The organism is Pseudomonas sp. P8_229 (assembly GCF_034008635.1).
In the GTDB taxonomy this organism is placed as follows: domain Bacteria; phylum Pseudomonadota; class Gammaproteobacteria; order Pseudomonadales; family Pseudomonadaceae; genus Aquipseudomonas.
Window position 1 is genome coordinate 988,568 of sequence record NZ_CP125378.1, and the last position, 14,487, is coordinate 1,003,054.

Annotated in this window: 14 protein-coding genes; 10 read left to right on the plus strand and 4 right to left on the minus strand. The window is 60.1% G+C overall.

Annotated elements, in window-relative coordinates:
* Nucleotides 1-13 precede the first annotated feature (13 nt).
* Together mobA and QMK55_RS04350 are read left to right on the plus strand one after the other, a co-directional pair.
* Entirely contained in the window at nucleotides 14-616 is a 603-nt protein-coding gene (gene mobA / locus QMK55_RS04345) for a molybdenum cofactor guanylyltransferase MobA (RefSeq protein WP_320328731.1), read from the plus strand.
* Between the two features lie 78 nt (nucleotides 617-694).
* Nucleotides 695-916, plus strand: a complete 222-nt coding sequence (locus QMK55_RS04350) for a YgdI/YgdR family lipoprotein (protein ID WP_102354004.1) — start codon at nucleotides 695-697, stop codon at nucleotides 914-916.
* A gap of 77 nt (nucleotides 917-993) precedes the next feature.
* On the opposite strand, the gene QMK55_RS04355 is transcribed toward QMK55_RS04350, so the two are convergent.
* From QMK55_RS04355 to QMK55_RS04365, 3 genes are all read right to left on the minus strand, one after another.
* Nucleotides 994-1,884: a pseudouridine synthase gene (locus QMK55_RS04355; protein ID WP_320328732.1), complete on the minus strand. Its 891-nt coding sequence runs from the start codon at nucleotides 1,882-1,884 to the stop codon at nucleotides 994-996.
* 81 nt (nucleotides 1,885-1,965) lie between these two features.
* Complete coding sequence (locus QMK55_RS04360) at nucleotides 1,966-2,283, minus strand: transcriptional regulator (RefSeq protein ID WP_095189592.1); 318 nt, start codon at nucleotides 2,281-2,283, stop codon at nucleotides 1,966-1,968.
* Between the two features lie 166 nt (nucleotides 2,284-2,449).
* Complete coding sequence (locus tag QMK55_RS04365) at nucleotides 2,450-2,686, minus strand: glutaredoxin family protein (protein ID WP_008079913.1); 237 nt, start codon at nucleotides 2,684-2,686, stop codon at nucleotides 2,450-2,452.
* A 200-nt stretch (nucleotides 2,687-2,886) separates the two neighbouring features.
* On the opposite strand from QMK55_RS04365, the gene QMK55_RS04370 reads away from it, so the two are divergent.
* Nucleotides 2,887-4,599 carry a monovalent cation:proton antiporter-2 (CPA2) family protein gene (locus QMK55_RS04370; RefSeq protein WP_320328733.1) on the plus strand — a complete coding sequence of 571 codons (1,713 nt, stop codon included), beginning with the start codon at nucleotides 2,887-2,889 and terminating at the stop codon, nucleotides 4,597-4,599.
* On the opposite strand, the gene QMK55_RS04375 is transcribed toward QMK55_RS04370, so the two are convergent.
* Nucleotides 4,596-5,804 carry an ammonium transporter gene (locus tag QMK55_RS04375; protein ID WP_102354008.1) on the minus strand — a complete coding sequence of 403 codons (1,209 nt, stop codon included), beginning with the start codon at nucleotides 5,802-5,804 and terminating at the stop codon, nucleotides 4,596-4,598. The genes QMK55_RS04370 and QMK55_RS04375 overlap by 4 nt on opposite strands.
* Before the next feature lie 305 nt (nucleotides 5,805-6,109).
* Here QMK55_RS04375 and QMK55_RS04380 point away from each other — a divergent pair, with 305 nt between their 5' ends.
* The 7 genes from QMK55_RS04380 (at nucleotide 6,110) to QMK55_RS04410 (ending at nucleotide 14,453) form a co-directional block, all read left to right on the plus strand.
* On the plus strand, nucleotides 6,110-6,424 hold the full coding sequence (locus QMK55_RS04380; protein ID WP_102354009.1) for a DUF883 family protein: 315 nt from the start codon (nucleotides 6,110-6,112) through the stop codon (nucleotides 6,422-6,424).
* A 2-nt stretch (nucleotides 6,425-6,426) separates the two neighbouring features.
* Nucleotides 6,427-6,813: a phage holin family protein gene (locus tag QMK55_RS04385; protein WP_102354010.1), complete on the plus strand. Its 387-nt coding sequence runs from the start codon at nucleotides 6,427-6,429 to the stop codon at nucleotides 6,811-6,813.
* Nucleotides 6,810-7,148: a hypothetical protein gene (locus QMK55_RS04390; protein ID WP_102354011.1), complete on the plus strand. Its 339-nt coding sequence runs from the start codon at nucleotides 6,810-6,812 to the stop codon at nucleotides 7,146-7,148. The genes QMK55_RS04385 and QMK55_RS04390 overlap by 4 nt, the downstream gene beginning before the upstream one ends.
* Before the next feature lie 125 nt (nucleotides 7,149-7,273).
* Entirely contained in the window at nucleotides 7,274-8,437 is a 1,164-nt protein-coding gene (locus QMK55_RS04395) for an EAL domain-containing protein (RefSeq protein WP_320328734.1), read from the plus strand.
* Between the two features lie 76 nt (nucleotides 8,438-8,513).
* The gene (locus QMK55_RS04400; protein WP_320328735.1) at nucleotides 8,514-9,842 is read left to right on the plus strand and encodes a deoxyguanosinetriphosphate triphosphohydrolase; all 1,329 of its coding nucleotides are present in this window, start codon (nucleotides 8,514-8,516) and stop codon (nucleotides 9,840-9,842) included.
* A 331-nt stretch (nucleotides 9,843-10,173) separates the two neighbouring features.
* Nucleotides 10,174-10,800: a response regulator transcription factor gene (locus QMK55_RS04405; RefSeq protein ID WP_102354014.1), complete on the plus strand. Its 627-nt coding sequence runs from the start codon at nucleotides 10,174-10,176 to the stop codon at nucleotides 10,798-10,800.
* A gap of 8 nt (nucleotides 10,801-10,808) precedes the next feature.
* Nucleotides 10,809-14,453, plus strand: a complete 3,645-nt coding sequence (locus QMK55_RS04410) for a transporter substrate-binding domain-containing protein (protein WP_102354015.1) — start codon at nucleotides 10,809-10,811, stop codon at nucleotides 14,451-14,453.
* Nucleotides 14,454-14,487 lie beyond the last annotated feature (34 nt).

Sequence of the window (14,487 nt, forward strand, 5' to 3'; positions counted from 1 at the left end):
CTGGAGAGCTGCCATGACCTTGAACACGCCACTGCCCCCCTGCTCCATTCTGCTCCTGGCGGGCGGACGCGGCCAGCGCATGGGCGGCCAGGACAAAGGCCTGGTCGAATGGCAAGGTGAACCGCTGATTGCGCATTTGCAGCGCCAGGTACGGCCACTGACCGACGATCTGATCATCTCCTGCAATCGTAATCGCGAGCGTTATGCCGAATACGCCGACCAACTGGTGAGCGATGAGGAAGGCGACTTTCCCGGCCCGTTGGCCGGCATCCTCGCGGGACTCAAGGCCGCGCGTTTGCCGCACGTGCTGATCTTGCCCTGCGATGTGCCGCGCATCGACGCCGCGCTGTTGCACGACATGCGTGCAACAGCCGGCAAGTTTCCTGACAAACCTTTAATGTTGCGTCATGACGACCACTGGGAACCCCTGCTGTGCGTGATTCCGGTGGCCCTTTTGTCTGCGTTCGAAACCGCCTGGAACGCCGGCGAACGAAGCCCCGGCCGGGTCATGCGCAACCTCGGCGCCACTGCCCTGCAATGCCCGGACAATGACCCGCGACTGGCCAACCTGAACACCCCTGAACTGTTAAATGCGCATAACACTGTGTCAGACTGAAATCATTCAAGGAACTCTCACGCCTTGTATACGTCTCAAGCTCAGTAACCAAAAGTATTCCCATTCGGAGACACACCCATGACTCAACGGACCCTCGCCACTTTCATGCTCGCACTGGGCCTGGCAACTCTCGCAGGTTGCTCCTCGCCAACAGTGATCACCTTGAATGACGGTCGCGAAATCCAGGCCGTCGACACCCCTAAATATGACGAAGATTCGGGTTTCTACGAGTTCAAGCAACTGGATGGCAAACATACCCGTATCAACAAGGATCAGGTTCGCACCGTTAAAGAGCTGTAAGCTTTACGTCGACACCGGATACAGAAAAGCCCGCATTGCTGCGGGCTTTTTCATGGGCGCGGGAAAAGTAGGTGGCGTCACCACTGCAGGGTGATCTGGCTCTCGAATGACCGTTCTTCGCCCGTCACCGGGTCAACAAACCGCAACCCCTGCGCCAGCAGCTTCAATGGATTGGCGTAGTCATCCTCAACGTCTTTCAACACGTCAGGGTAAAACGGGTCGTTGCAGATACTCGCCCCGAGTGCGGTCATGTGCACCCGCAACTGATGCTTCTTGCCGGTCACCGGGTACAGCCCATAGCGCCACAGACCGCCGTTCTTTTCCCGGACCTCCACCGCCGTTTCGGTATTGGCGACACCGGCCCCTTCCTGCATGCGGAAGAACGGTTCGCCATCGATCAGACGACTTTTGTGCACCAGGGGAAATTCCAGTTCCGGCAGCGCACGGGCGATCGCTTCATAGCGTTTATCGATCTGCCGGGTCGGGAACAGCGACTGATAAGCCGAACGGGTCTGCGGATTGGCCGAGAAGATCACCAGCCCCGCCGTGTGCCGGTCGATGCGGTGCAACGGCACCAGGTGCGGATTGTCCAGGCGCCGGATCAGTCTGCGCAGCAACGTTTGCTCGACATACTCGCCGGCCGGCGTCACCGGCAGAAAATGCGGCTTGTCCGCCACCACCAGATGTTCGTCCGCATAGAGTATCGACTCGAGCACCGGGATCGGTTTTTCATCCGGCACTTCACGGAAGTAGTGAATGCGCAGACCTTCCTTGTACGCCAGGTCCAGTGCAATCGGCTGGCCCTGACCATCCAGCACCCGCCCCCGGGCGATCCGGTCCAGCCATTGCTCGCGACTGATCGCACTGAAATGCTCACACAGACAATCAAGCACGGTGAGCCAGGCGCCTGGCGGCAGATAAAGGGTGCTGGCCTGATTCTGAGCAGCGGAAAATGTTGGTGTGGACATACGGAAATTCGAACCCTCAATGCAGGTCGGCATTATCCAACACTGAACGATACGAACCTAGTGCAGATTCCGCCGCCAGCCTCAGGCCGGGATCGACTTGAGCGCTGCGGCTTCGGTGAACTCCTTGAGCCAACGCAGCACGTCGACCGCTTCCCAGCGCCCTGGGTCATACAAGGCGTACAGCAACCCCTGATAGCCGACAACATCCAGTTGTCTGTGATAACCGGCACGCTGGAACAGCGCTTCGATTTCGGCAAAACAGGTGTTGAAATGCAGCTTGTTGAATGGCGTCTTGCCCTCCGTGACCAGCCCGTCCAGACGCAGCTCAAGGACCGCCTCGCGCACCACGTCAACCGACATCCGGTTCACGCTGTTCTTCAACTGTTCGACATTGACCACGGTTCGTCCCTCTGACTGCCGGTTTCACCTGCTCAAGTCATGAAAAGCAGCAGGCCAACCCAATTACTGTATAGACATACAGTAACCGAATAAACCGCAGAGTGCCAAGGGTAGGATGCACGGTCGCGACCGGCGGAAAGCAGTGGTGCGTCACCGAAGAAACGGCTCAGCGCAAGAAAGCCACCACCTGGTCAGCATTGAACGGCCAGCCCAGCTCTGCTCCGGTATCGACCCGGCGCAGCAGCGGAATCCGCAGGCTGTAAGCCTCGAACCAGGATTCATCGTCGGCGATATCCACCAGTTCCACCAGCAGACCGTGCTCGACAAAAGGCATCAACTCGGCTTCTGCCAACTCACACAGATGGCATCCAAGCGTACCGAACAACTGACATTCAGGAGGCATGATCGCTCAACCGGAAAAATGAGAGTTCATTCTAGGCCCGCCTCGAAAACCCGTCGAGCCGCTACTGTCCAAAGGACCGGACGCGACACCAAATACGTAAACCCTGACGCAAATCAGTCCGCAGAAAAGCCAATCAGGCGATGCTCCCGCGCTTTTTGCCTCTACGCTTGAACAGCCAGAGCCTGACATCGGAGTGTCTTGTGTTTGCCAACCTGTTGATCATCCTCGCCTCATCCCTGGTGATGATTGCCCTGTTCCGCCGCCTGCGCTTGCCGCCAGTGCTGGGCTATCTCTGCGTGGGCCTGATGGTGGGGCCGACCGCATTCGACTGGGTCAACGAGAGCGAACACCTGCCTGACGTGGCCGAACTGGGCGTGGTGTTCCTGCTGTTTTCGCTGGGTCTCGAATTCTCCCTGTCGAAAATGATTGCGCTGCGCCAGGTGGTATTTCGTCTGGGTAGCCAACAGGTGTTGCTCAGCACCGGGTTGCTGGGGCTGGTGTTGATCCTGCTGGGCATGCCGGTGACTCCGGCCCTGCTGCTCGGCGCAGGGCTGTCGTTGTCCTCGACGGCGATTGTCACCAAGGAGTTGAGCAGCCTCGGCGAAGTGTTCAGTAGTCACGGGCAGAACGCGGTCGGCGTATTGCTGTTTCAGGACGTGGTCGCGGTGTTGCTGCTGACGCTGGTGCCGGTGTTCGCCGGCAGCAGCGCGCAAGCCTGGTACTGGGCACTGCCGCTGACCCTGGCGAAAACCGTGGTGCTGTTTTTCGGTTTGCTGCTGGCCAGCCGCTGGTTGCTGCCACGGCTGTTCCATGAAGTGGCTGCTTCGCGCTCGGCGGAATTGTTCGTGCTGCTGGCGCTGGTGATTGTGCTGCTCACTGCATGGCTGACGCACCTGTTGGGCCTGTCCCCTGCCCTCGGCGCATTTCTGGCCGGCATGTTGCTGGGCGAGAGCCACTATCGCCACCAGATCGAGGCCGACATCCGGCCTTTTCGCGACATTCTGCTCGGGGTGTTTTTCGTCAGCATCGGCATGCTGATCGATCTGCAACTGTTCGTCAGCCACAGCGTGCTGATCATCGGCCTGACCCTCGGCCTGATGCTGATCAAGGGCACGGTCGTGGCGCTACTGGTGAAGTGGCGCGGCAGCGATCACGAAACCGCCTGGCGCAGCGGCCTGGCCCTGGCGCAGGGCGGTGAGTTCTGTTTCGCGTTGATGGCACAGATGCAGCAAAACCAGATGCTGCCTGCCGAGCTGGGCGGCCTGCTGCTCGCAGCAACGTTCTGCTCGATGCTGCTGACCCCGTTGTTGCTGCGCGCGGCACCGAAGATTGCCTTGCGCCTGCACCGCAAGCCGAACCAGGAAGCGCAAATCGAAGAGATCAGCGCGCTCAACGCCGACCTCGACAAGCATGTGGTGATTTGCGGATACGGGCGGGTCGGCCAGTCCATCGGCCGCTTCATGCGCAATGCCAATCAGCCTTACATCGCACTGGACAACGATCCCGTGCGGATCCAGGAAGCCGCTGTCGGTGAAAGCAATGTGCATTACGGCGATTCCTCCCGCGCCGATCTGCTGATCGCCGTCGGACTGTTGCGCGCACGGCTGGTGGTGATCGCGGTGGATCAAGGCGAGGTTGCCCTGCGCATTCTCAAGGAAGCCCGCCGCCACAATGATCAGGTGCCAATACTGGTGCGTACCCGCGACGATAGCCAATGGGCGGAACTCAAGGCTGCCGGCGCCACCGAAGTGGTGCCGGAGCTGTTGGAATCGAGCCTGATGCTCGGCTCCCACGCACTGATCATGCTCGGTCTGCCGGCGCGCCAGGTACAAGAACGAGTCGATCAGGTGCGCAGTGACCGTTATCGCCTGCTGCACGGGTTTTACCCCGGCACCGACGATGAGGAAACCTAATCCTGACTCACCGCGCCGATCTTGTGCAGCGACAGGTCGGCGCCGTAATACTCTTGCTCCTGACTCAGGCGCAGGCCGTGCAACGCCTTGATCAAACCGTAGACGGCGAATCCGCCGATCAACGCGACCACTACACCCAGCGCGGTACCGATCAACTGGCTGATCAGGCTGACGCCCCCCAGGCCACCGAGCGCGCTCTGGCCGAAGATGCCGCAGGCGATCCCGCCCCACACCCCGCACAGTCCGTGCAGCGGCCAGACGCCCAGCACATCGTCGATGCGCCATTTGACTTGCGCCGCGGTAAAGCACCAGACAAACAGCGCACCGGCAATCGCGCCGGTGACCAAGGCCCCCACCGGATGCATCAGGTCGGAACCGGCGCAGATCGCCACCAGCCCGGCCAATGGGCCGTTGTGCAAAAAGCCCGGGTCGTTGCGCCCGACGATCAGTGCCGCCACCGTGCCGCCGACCATCGCCATCAACGAATTGACCGCGACCAGGCCGCTGACGCCCTGCAAGGTCTGCGCGCTCATCACGTTGAAGCCGAACCAGCCGACAATCAGAATCCACGAACCCAGCGCCAGAAACGGAATGCTCGACGGCGCAAACGCCACCAGACGCCCGTCGCGATAACGCCCATTGCGCGGGCCGAGCAACAACACTGCCGCCAGCGCCAGCCAGCCGCCCATGGCGTGAACCACCACCGAACCCGCGAAATCATGGAACGCAGCGCCAAACCGCGCCGTCAGCCAGGCTTGCAGACCGTAGTTGCCGTTCCAGATCATGCCTTCGAAAAACGGGTAGATGAACGCCACGATCAGCGCCGTCGCGCACAGTTGCGGAACGAATCGTGCGCGCTCGGCGATGCCGCCGGAAATGATTGCCGGGATCGCTGCAGCGAAGGTCAGCAGGAAGAAAAACTTCACCAGCCCATAACCGTGATCGGCACTGAGTACCGCCGCCGGTTGCATGAAGGTCACCCCGTAAGAGATCCAATAGCCTATAAAGAAATAGGCCAGGGTCGAGACCGCGAAGTCGCTGAGAATCTTCGACAGCGCGTTGACCTGGTTCTTCTGGCGAACCGTGCCGACTTCAAGGAAGGCGAAACCGGCGTGCATCGCCAGTACCATCACCGCACCGATCAGAATGAACAACGTGTTGGAGCTGTGAACCAGCGTGTCCACAGCGCTTTGCAGATTTTCCATAAAGAGGCAGACCTGAAGGCTAAAAAGGCACCAAAGCGGTTCGCGCGGACAATTCATGCACCAAGTTGCGCCTTTGCGGGCACCGCGCTGGAGCTGCGATGAACCGCTTTGGCGCACATGGTCGATGTCCTGACACGAACCAGGATTATTTGAGTTAAGGTTTTCCTGCATCTACGCCCGCCAACAGCGCACGGCGGCAGCAAGACGCACCACGACATAGCAAAAGCTGTACCAGTCATTTGTACTGAACCTTCGCGCAAGGCTCATACTCGAACGCTTCAGACGTCACTTACGGAGATCCACCCATGCCCAGCATCAAGGCAAAGACCGCTCAAGAAATCCTGATGAACGACTTCCAGACTCTGGTCGCCGACACCGAACGGTTGCTCGAGCACACCGCGACGCTGGCGGGCGATCAGGCCGATGAGCTGCGCGAACAGATCCACGACAGCCTGCTGCGCGCCCGCGAAACCCTGAAGCTGACCGAAGACACTCTGCGTGATCGCGGCCAGGCCGCCGTCACCGCCACCGAAGACTACGTCTCGGCCAACCCTTGGCAGTCGGTGGGCATCGCCGCCGGGGTAGGATTTCTGATTGGCCTGCTGGCCACTCGGCGCTGATCATGTCGATCGGCGAATCCGGCCCGGGGTCGGGCACCACCTCCTCCACGCGGCGTCTGGGCGCCGCTGTTCTTGGTTTGCTGCACAGCCATGTCGAACTGTTCGGCATCGAGTTGCAGGAGCAGAAAGCACGCACCGTCAGCCTGTTGCTGTTTGCAGGTCTGGCGCTGGTGTTTGCGCTACTGTTGCTGGTCGGTCTGTCGACACTGGTGCTGATCGTGTTCTGGGACACCTACCGTCTCCCCGCCATCATCGGCCTGTGCGTGTTCTACACATTGGCGGCCGCTTTCTGTGGATTGCGTCTGAAGGCCGCGGTCTTCGATGAATCCTCGCCCTTCCACGGCACCCTGGAAGAGTTGGCCAACGATCGGGAGCGCCTGTTGCCATGAGCCTGCCTGAACTGCCACACAACAGCTCGCGCCGGGAAATGCGCAAGGCGCTGATCCGCCTGCGCATGGAAATGCATCGCCAGGAAATCCGCCATGAAGCCGGACAAGTGCTGCAACCCCTGCAGCGCATGCGCGGCATGACGCAAAACCTGCAAGACGGTTTCGGCATCAAACACGCGCCGCTGTGGGGCGTGGCGGCGGTCACGCTGCTGGGTTTCATCACCGGCAAAGGCGCGAAAAGCGGTGGCGTCGGCGGTCTGACCCGGCTGATTCGTCTGGGCACCAGCCTCGGGCCGCTGATCAAACTGGTGATGCAAAGCTCAAGCAAACGCTGAGCCCGCGCATCTGGCTGCATTCTTGCAATACCCGCGGGATTGAACCGCTTTATCCGGAGGTTCAATCCCGCGCGCCTACCCGGTTGACGCGGTTCCCCCAGAACAAGAACGACTAAGGAGGCCCCGTGATCGACGGGCAACCGCTCGCCTGCTTTCAGCCTTTCATCGATACCGCCACCGGACGTATTGCCGGTGTCGAAGCGCTGGGACGCCTGCGCCAGGCTGACGGTCAACTGGCCTCGGTCGGCCCGCTGTTCGCCGACTCGCGCACACCCGCCATCGCCCTGCGGCGCCTCGACCGCCAGATCCGCGACAACGCCCTGAGCCGACTGCATGAAGCTCCCGCCGAGTGGTTTCTCAGCTTGAACATGTCGCCGCGCTGGATCAGTCGCCTGCGCGCGGATCAGCCCCTGCCCAGCTTCAAGCAGATGCTGCGCCACGGCGTCGATCCGCAACGCATCGTTTTCGAGATCACTGAACTGGGCGGCAACAGTCAGCGCCTGGCCGAAGTGGTCACTCGTTATCGCGAGGCTGGTGCACGGATCGCCATCGATGATTTTGGTGCCGGTTATTCGCAGCTTGATCGGGTGCTGGCCTTGCAGCCGGACATTCTCAAACTCGACATGCGCCTGTTTCAGGCCGCAGCGTTGGGCGGGCCGAGCAGTGACGTGGTCAAGGCTCTCGCGCAAATGGCCGAGAAGACCGGTTGCTGGATCATTGCCGAAGGCGTGGAAACCGAGGCACAACTCAATTTCGCTCTGGAATGCGGGTCGCGTTACGTCCAGGGCTTTTTGTTCGCCCGGGCGCAGGAAGCCTTCTATCCGACTGACGCCTTCGTGCAGCGCTTTGCTGAACTGCGCCAGCGTTATGTGCGCCAAAAACTGGCCGAACGTGGGCGCTTGATGCAGATGCGCCAGCAACTCGGCGAGCTGATGGCGATCCTCCAGGCCTGGGCTCAGGCCCACGCACCACTCAGTGCGCTGCCACAGCTGGATGCTTTTCCGTGGCTGCTGCGGTTCTATCAGTGTGATCGCCACGGCACGCAACTGACGCCGAACCTTGAGTGGCGCCAGAGCGCCTGGGTGGCCGACAACCGTTACCTGGGGCACAACTGGTCATGGCGCCCGTACTTCTATCATTTGCTGGCCGAAGGCTGGGAGGAGCGCCGCCTGACCCTGTCCAACACCTACCGCGATGCCACCAGTAACCAGTATTGCCTGACCGCCGGCCAGTTCTTCGATAACGGCGAACGACTGCTGCTGATCGATATTGATGCCGCGGGTCTGTAGTTCCGCTTGCAGCTCAGGGCCCGAACCGGGAAGCTAGGGCAACAGTCATCCCAGTCACCGACGGAGAGAACCAGCCTTGGATTGGCAGACCCTGCTCAACCGCGAACGCCTTGGAAAACCGCTGCACAGCCCACAAGAGCTTGGCCGCAGCCCGTTCCACAAAGACCATGACCGCATCATCTTCTCCGGCGCCTTCCGGCGTCTGGGACGCAAGACCCAGGTGCATCCGGTGTCGAGTAACGATCACATCCACACGCGCCTGACCCACTCGCTGGAAGTCAGCTGCGTGGGTCGTTCGCTGGGCATGCGCGTCGGTGAAACCTTGCGCAGCGCCCTGCCCGACTGGTGCGATCCCAGCGACCTGGGCATGGTGGTGCAGTCGGCCTGCCTGGCCCATGACATCGGCAATCCACCTTTCGGCCATTCCGGTGAAGACGCGATTCGTCACTGGTTCCAGCAGGCGGCCGGGCGCGGCTGGCTCGACGCAATGAGCGAAGCCGAGCGCGGAGACTTCCTCAATTTCGAAGGCAATGCGCAAGGCTTCCGGGTACTGACTCAACTTGAGTATCACCAGTTCGACGGCGGCACCCGCCTCACCTACGCCACTCTCGGCACCTATCTGAAATACCCGTGGACGGCCCGCCACGCCGACTCGCTGGGTTACAAGAAACACAAGTTCGGCTGCTACCAGAGCGAACTGCCGCTGCTCGAGCAGATCGCCCACAAGCTCGGCCTGCCACAGCTGGAAGACCAGCGCTGGGCGCGTCACCCGTTGGTGTACCTGATGGAGGCTGCCGACGACATTTGCTATGCGCTGATCGACCTCGAAGACGGCCTGGAAATGGAGCTGCTGGAGTACGCGGAAGTCGAATCGCTGCTGCTCGGTCTGGTGGGTGACGATCTGCCGGAAACCTATCGTCAGCTCGGCCCGCTGGATTCACGTCGGCGCAAACTGGCGATCCTGCGCGGCAAGGCCATCGAGCACCTGACCAATGCCGCCGCCCGGGCATTCGTCGAGCAACAGGATGCGCTGCTGGCCGGTACCCTGCACGGTGACCTCGTCGAACACATGCACGGCCCGGCCAAACGCTGCGTGCTGAATGCCAAGGACATCGCCCGCAAGAAAATTTTCCAGGACAAGCGCAAGACGCTGCACGAAATCGGCGCCTACACCACCCTGGAAATCCTCCTCAATGCCTTCTGCGGCGCAGCGCTGGAGCAACATGGCGGCCGCACGCCGTCGTTCAAGAGCCGGCGTATTCTCGATCTGCTGGGCAACAATGCCCCCGATCCCCACGGACCGCTGCACACTTCATTTCTGCGCATGATCGACTTCATCGCCGGGATGACCGACAGCTACGCCAGTGACATGGCGCTGGAAATGACCGGGCGCTCCAGTCACTGACAGTGACGCTTTGCTCGACCGGCCAGCACGACTGCCCGGTCGAGCGGCTTGCCAATTAAACTGGTTCTGCAGTGTTTGATAATCCATTGAACAACGAATAAAAACTCAAACCAGCACGCTGAATACGCGACACTCGCAAGCGACTTAAAACATCCAGATAAACAAACAACCGCAACACTTCCTTACGCGGCACAGAGTTTGATCGTAGTAGATTTCTCTTTAGTGTGTAGGACTTATCCTATATTGCCGCTAGAGCCATACGAGTTCATGCGGCCGCTCATTTTTCTGAGCTAAGGTGCGCGCTTTATTCGCGCACGTATGGGATTTGATTATGAACTCCGTTTTTATTGTCGATGATCACCCCGTCATCCGACTCGCCGTTCGAATGCTGCTCGAACATGAAGGTTACAAGGTTGTCGGCGAAACCGATAACGGGGTCGATGCCATGCAAATGGTCCGCGAATGCATGCCTGACCTGATCATCCTCGATATCAGCATCCCCAAACTCGACGGCCTGGAAGTCCTCGCACGCTTCAACGCCATGGGCACGCCGCTCAAGACTCTGGTACTGACCGCGCAATGCCCTACGCTGTTCGGTATTCGCTGCATGCAGTCCGGCGCATCCGGTTATGTATGCAAGGAAGAAGATCTGAGCGAACTGGTGAGCGCCATCAAGGCTGTTCTTTCCGGTTACAACTATTTCCCCAGTCAGGCATTGAATCCGGTACGCAGCGATGACGCGCGTTATGCCGAACTGGAATTGTTCAAGTCTGTCAATGACCGCGAACTTATGGTCTTGCAGTTATTTGCACAAGGTCGCACCAACAAGGAAATTGCCAAGGGCATGTTTCTCAGTAACAAGACCGTCAGCACCTACAAAAAACGCCTGATGCAAAAACTCAAAGCCAGATCCCTGGTGGAACTTATCGAGATGGCCAAACGCAACGCGCTAGTGTGAGAGCCTGAATGCCCAGTCGTTTAAAGATCTATCTCGCTGGATTGTGCGCGAGCCTGTGCCTGACGAATCAGGTAAATGCCGAACTCGTTACGGCTCAAGATTACGTGCTGCGCAGCCGTTCGGGTCACGAAACGCTGTCCGTGTCCCTGGAACCGGCGCAACGCCAGTGGTTGCAGACTCGCAGCGAACTGGTACTGGGCACCTCCGCACCGGATTATCCGCCCTTCGACATGACCGCCAGCGGTCGCGATTACGAAGGCTTCACCGCCGACTACGCCGGCCTCCTAGGTCGGGCCATCGATCGGCCGATCCGGGTCATGCGTTTTGCCTCACGGGACGCGGCCCTGCGAGCGCTGGTAACAGGTCAGGTCGACATGCTCGGTACCGCCAACGGTTTCGAAGCGAGCAACGCAAAGGTCCTGCTTTCCATCCCCTACGCTATCGATCAGCCGGTACTGGTCACGCGCGAAGGCGAGACCCGCACACTCACCGAAGGCCTGGCCGGACTGCGGCTGAGCATGGTCTATCACTATTTGCCGCAGGATGAGGTCAAGGCGTTGTACCCCAAAGCCATCCTGACGTCTTACCCCTCTTATCAAAACGCGATCAACGCGGTGGCTTTCGATCAGGCCGACGTGTTTCTCGGCGACACCATCTCCACCCACTACATGATCAACAAGGGCTATCTGAATAACATCCGCATGGCCAATTTCGGCAAACAGGAAGCCCACGGTTTCAGCTTTGCCGTGCGTGCAGACAACTCGCAACTCCTGACCATCATCAACACCGTGCTCCGGGCCGTTCCGGCCAGCGAACGGGACAGCATCGCCAAACGCTGGAGCGCCGGCAGCGACATTCTGTTGACCGACCAGAAGCTGCAATTGACCCATCATGAAGAGCAGTGGCTCAAGCAACATCCGGTGCTGCGTGTCGTGGTGAACGAAGCGTTCGCCCCGATGACCTTTTTTGACAGCGACGGCAATCTGCGGGGCATCACCGCCGACCTGCTCGAATTGCTGCGCCTGCGCACCGGCATGCGTTTCGAACTGGTGCGCAGCCGCAGCGACGGCGACATGATCGAGCAGATCAATCAGCATCAGGCCGATCTGATCGCCGCGTTGCTCCCCAGCCCCCAACGCGAAAAGACGCTGCAATTCAGTCGGCCCTATCTGGAAAACTCGTTTGTCCTGCTGACTCGCAAAGCCGCCGACAGCCCGACGCATCCGACCCAGCTCAAGGACAAGTACCTGGCAATTGCTCAAGGCAATCCCATGGCCGATTACCTGCGCCGCGAGTTCCCCAATATTCACCTGACCGAAACCGCCGACACCTTTGGTGCCGCGACCCTGCTCGCCGAAGGCAAGGCCGATGGCGCCGTCACCTCGCTGGTGATCGCCAACTATCTGATTGCATCGCGGGTCTTCGAACACCCGTTGCAGATCACCACCACCCTGGGCACCCGCCAGGCTGCCTTTTCACTGGCCACCGCCCGCGACAACACCGAACTGGGGTCGATCCTCGACAAGGCGCTGCTGAGCATCACCCCCGAGGAGCTGGGGGTCATCAACAGTCGCTGGCGTGGTTTTTCCAACGCTGCGCAAGGCAACTGGAATCACTATCAACGACTGTTCTACCAACTGATTGGCGCGGCGTGTTTGCTGTTGGTGCTGTCACTGTTGTGGAACGCCTACATGCGGCGCCAGATCAAGCAGCGCCAGGCGGCCGAGCGGGCCTTGAACGATCAGTTCGAATTCATGCGCTCGCTGGTCAACGGCACACCGCACCCGATCTACGTGCGTGACCGTCGTGGCCTGCTGCAAAGTTGCAACGACAGCTACCTAGAAGCCTTCAATGCCAAACGCGAAGACGTGATCGGTAAAAGTGTCATGCAAGGCACCCTGAGCAATGCCTTCGAAGCGCAGGCCTATCAGGCCGATTACCAGCGGGTGGTGGCCGAAGGCACGCCATTGGTGCTGGACCGACCGCTGCACATCGGTGGCAGGCGTCTGACGATCTATCACTGGATCCTGCCGTACCGCGACTCCAGCGGCGATGTGCAAGGGATCATTGGCGGCTGGATCGATATCAGCGAGCGCCGCCAACTGTTCGATGAGTTGCGCACGGCCAAGGAACAGGCGGACAACGCCAACCGCGCAAAAAGTACTTTTCTGGCGACCATGAGCCACGAAATCCGCACACCGATGAACGCCATCATCGGCATGCTTGAATTGACACTCAAGCGCATGACGCAGCAACACCCGGACCGCACATCCATCGAAACTGCCTACTGTTCGGCCAAGGAACTGCTGGGCCTGATCGGCGATATCCTCGATATTGCCCGGATCGAGTCCGGACGCCTGAGCCTGAGTCCGGAGCGGGTCAATCTGGTCGAAACGGTGACGTCGGTGGTCAGGATCTTCGATGGCCTGGCCCGCCAGAAAAACCTCGCCCTGCCGTTGACCGTCACCCCTCCGGGTCTGGAAGCCGATGTGGAGCTGGACCCGTTACGCTTCAAGCAAATCCTCTCCAACCTGATCAGCAATGCCATCAAATTCACCGAGCGCGGACAGGTGCGGGTCACGCTGGACGTACTGCCCAGAGGGGCTGGCAGTTGTTCGCTTGTTCAGTTGACGGTTCAGGACACCGGCGTCGGGATCAGCATCGAAGATCAACAGCGTCTGTTCGAACCTTTCGCCCAGGCCGAAAACGGCCGTCAGCAGGCCCGCAGTGGCGCGGGACTGGGACTGGTCATCAGCCGCAACCTCTGTGAAATGATGGGCGGCCAGTTGCAATTGAGCAGCCAGCCCGGGATCGGTACTCAGATCAGCCTGTCACTGCCGCTGCAAACGCTACCGTGCAAGGTGGCCACAACGAAATCCGAGCCACCGATCCGCGCATCCTTTACGCCGCTGAATATTCTGGTGGTCGACGATCACCCCGCCAATCGTCTGCTGATGTGCCAGCAACTGGAGTTTCTCGGACACCGCTTCAGCCTTGCCGAGGAAGGTCGAAGCGGGTTTGAAAAGTGGCAGGCCGGCGAATTCGACCTGGTGATTGCCGACTGCAACATGCCGCTGATGAACGGCTACGAACTGACTGCCGCCATCCGCCAGCAGGAACAGCGCACCGGGCGCCCCCCTTGTACCGTGCTGGGTTTCACTGCCAACGCGCAGCCTGAAGAAGTGCAGCGCTGCAAGCAGGCCGGCATGAACGATTGCCTGTTCAAACCCCTGAGCCTCAGCGCGCTGAGTCAGTGGGTCAACGGGTTGCAGCCCGTAACGCCAGAGCCCGCATTCAATCTCCAGGGTCTGCATCAGTTGACTGGCGGCAATCCGCTTCAGGCCCGGCGCCTGCTCAGCGAATTGCTCAAGAGCAGCCGTCTTGACCGCCAGGAACTGTTGGCCCTGGCCCCGCACAATGACCGTGAAGCATTGGCAGTGGTTGCACACAAGATCAAGGGGGCTGCGCGGATCGCCCAGGCCTCGCGCCTGATCGCCTGTTGCGATGCCCTCGAACAAGCCTGCACGCCAACGTCCCCCATCCCCGTCATCGTACGCTGTGTCCAGGCCACTGACTGCGCCATGGTCGAACTGGAGCAGGCACTGCAGCAACAACTGGAGTCGTTTGAAAAAAGCACAATGACCGAGCCTTAACTATGCTTGGACGCTGAGCAGTGTGTTTATCTCA

Coding starts and splice junctions, on each gene's coding strand:
- mobA (WP_320328731.1), top strand. CDS start 14: ATGACCTTGAACACGCCACTGCCCCCCTGCTCCATTCTGCTCCTGGCG.
- QMK55_RS04350 (WP_102354004.1), top strand. CDS start 695: ATGACTCAACGGACCCTCGCCACTTTCATGCTCGCACTGGGCCTGGCA.
- QMK55_RS04355 (WP_320328732.1), bottom strand. CDS start 1,884: ATGTCCACACCAACATTTTCCGCTGCTCAGAATCAGGCCAGCACCCTT.
- QMK55_RS04365 (WP_008079913.1), bottom strand. CDS start 2,686: ATGCCTCCTGAATGTCAGTTGTTCGGTACGCTTGGATGCCATCTGTGT.
- QMK55_RS04375 (WP_102354008.1), bottom strand. CDS start 5,804: ATGGAAAATCTGCAAAGCGCTGTGGACACGCTGGTTCACAGCTCCAAC.
- QMK55_RS04380 (WP_102354009.1), top strand. CDS start 6,110: ATGCCCAGCATCAAGGCAAAGACCGCTCAAGAAATCCTGATGAACGAC.
- QMK55_RS04385 (WP_102354010.1), top strand. CDS start 6,427: ATGTCGATCGGCGAATCCGGCCCGGGGTCGGGCACCACCTCCTCCACG.
- QMK55_RS04390 (WP_102354011.1), top strand. CDS start 6,810: ATGAGCCTGCCTGAACTGCCACACAACAGCTCGCGCCGGGAAATGCGC.
- QMK55_RS04405 (WP_102354014.1), top strand. CDS start 10,174: ATGAACTCCGTTTTTATTGTCGATGATCACCCCGTCATCCGACTCGCC.
- QMK55_RS04410 (WP_102354015.1), top strand. CDS start 10,809: ATGCCCAGTCGTTTAAAGATCTATCTCGCTGGATTGTGCGCGAGCCTG.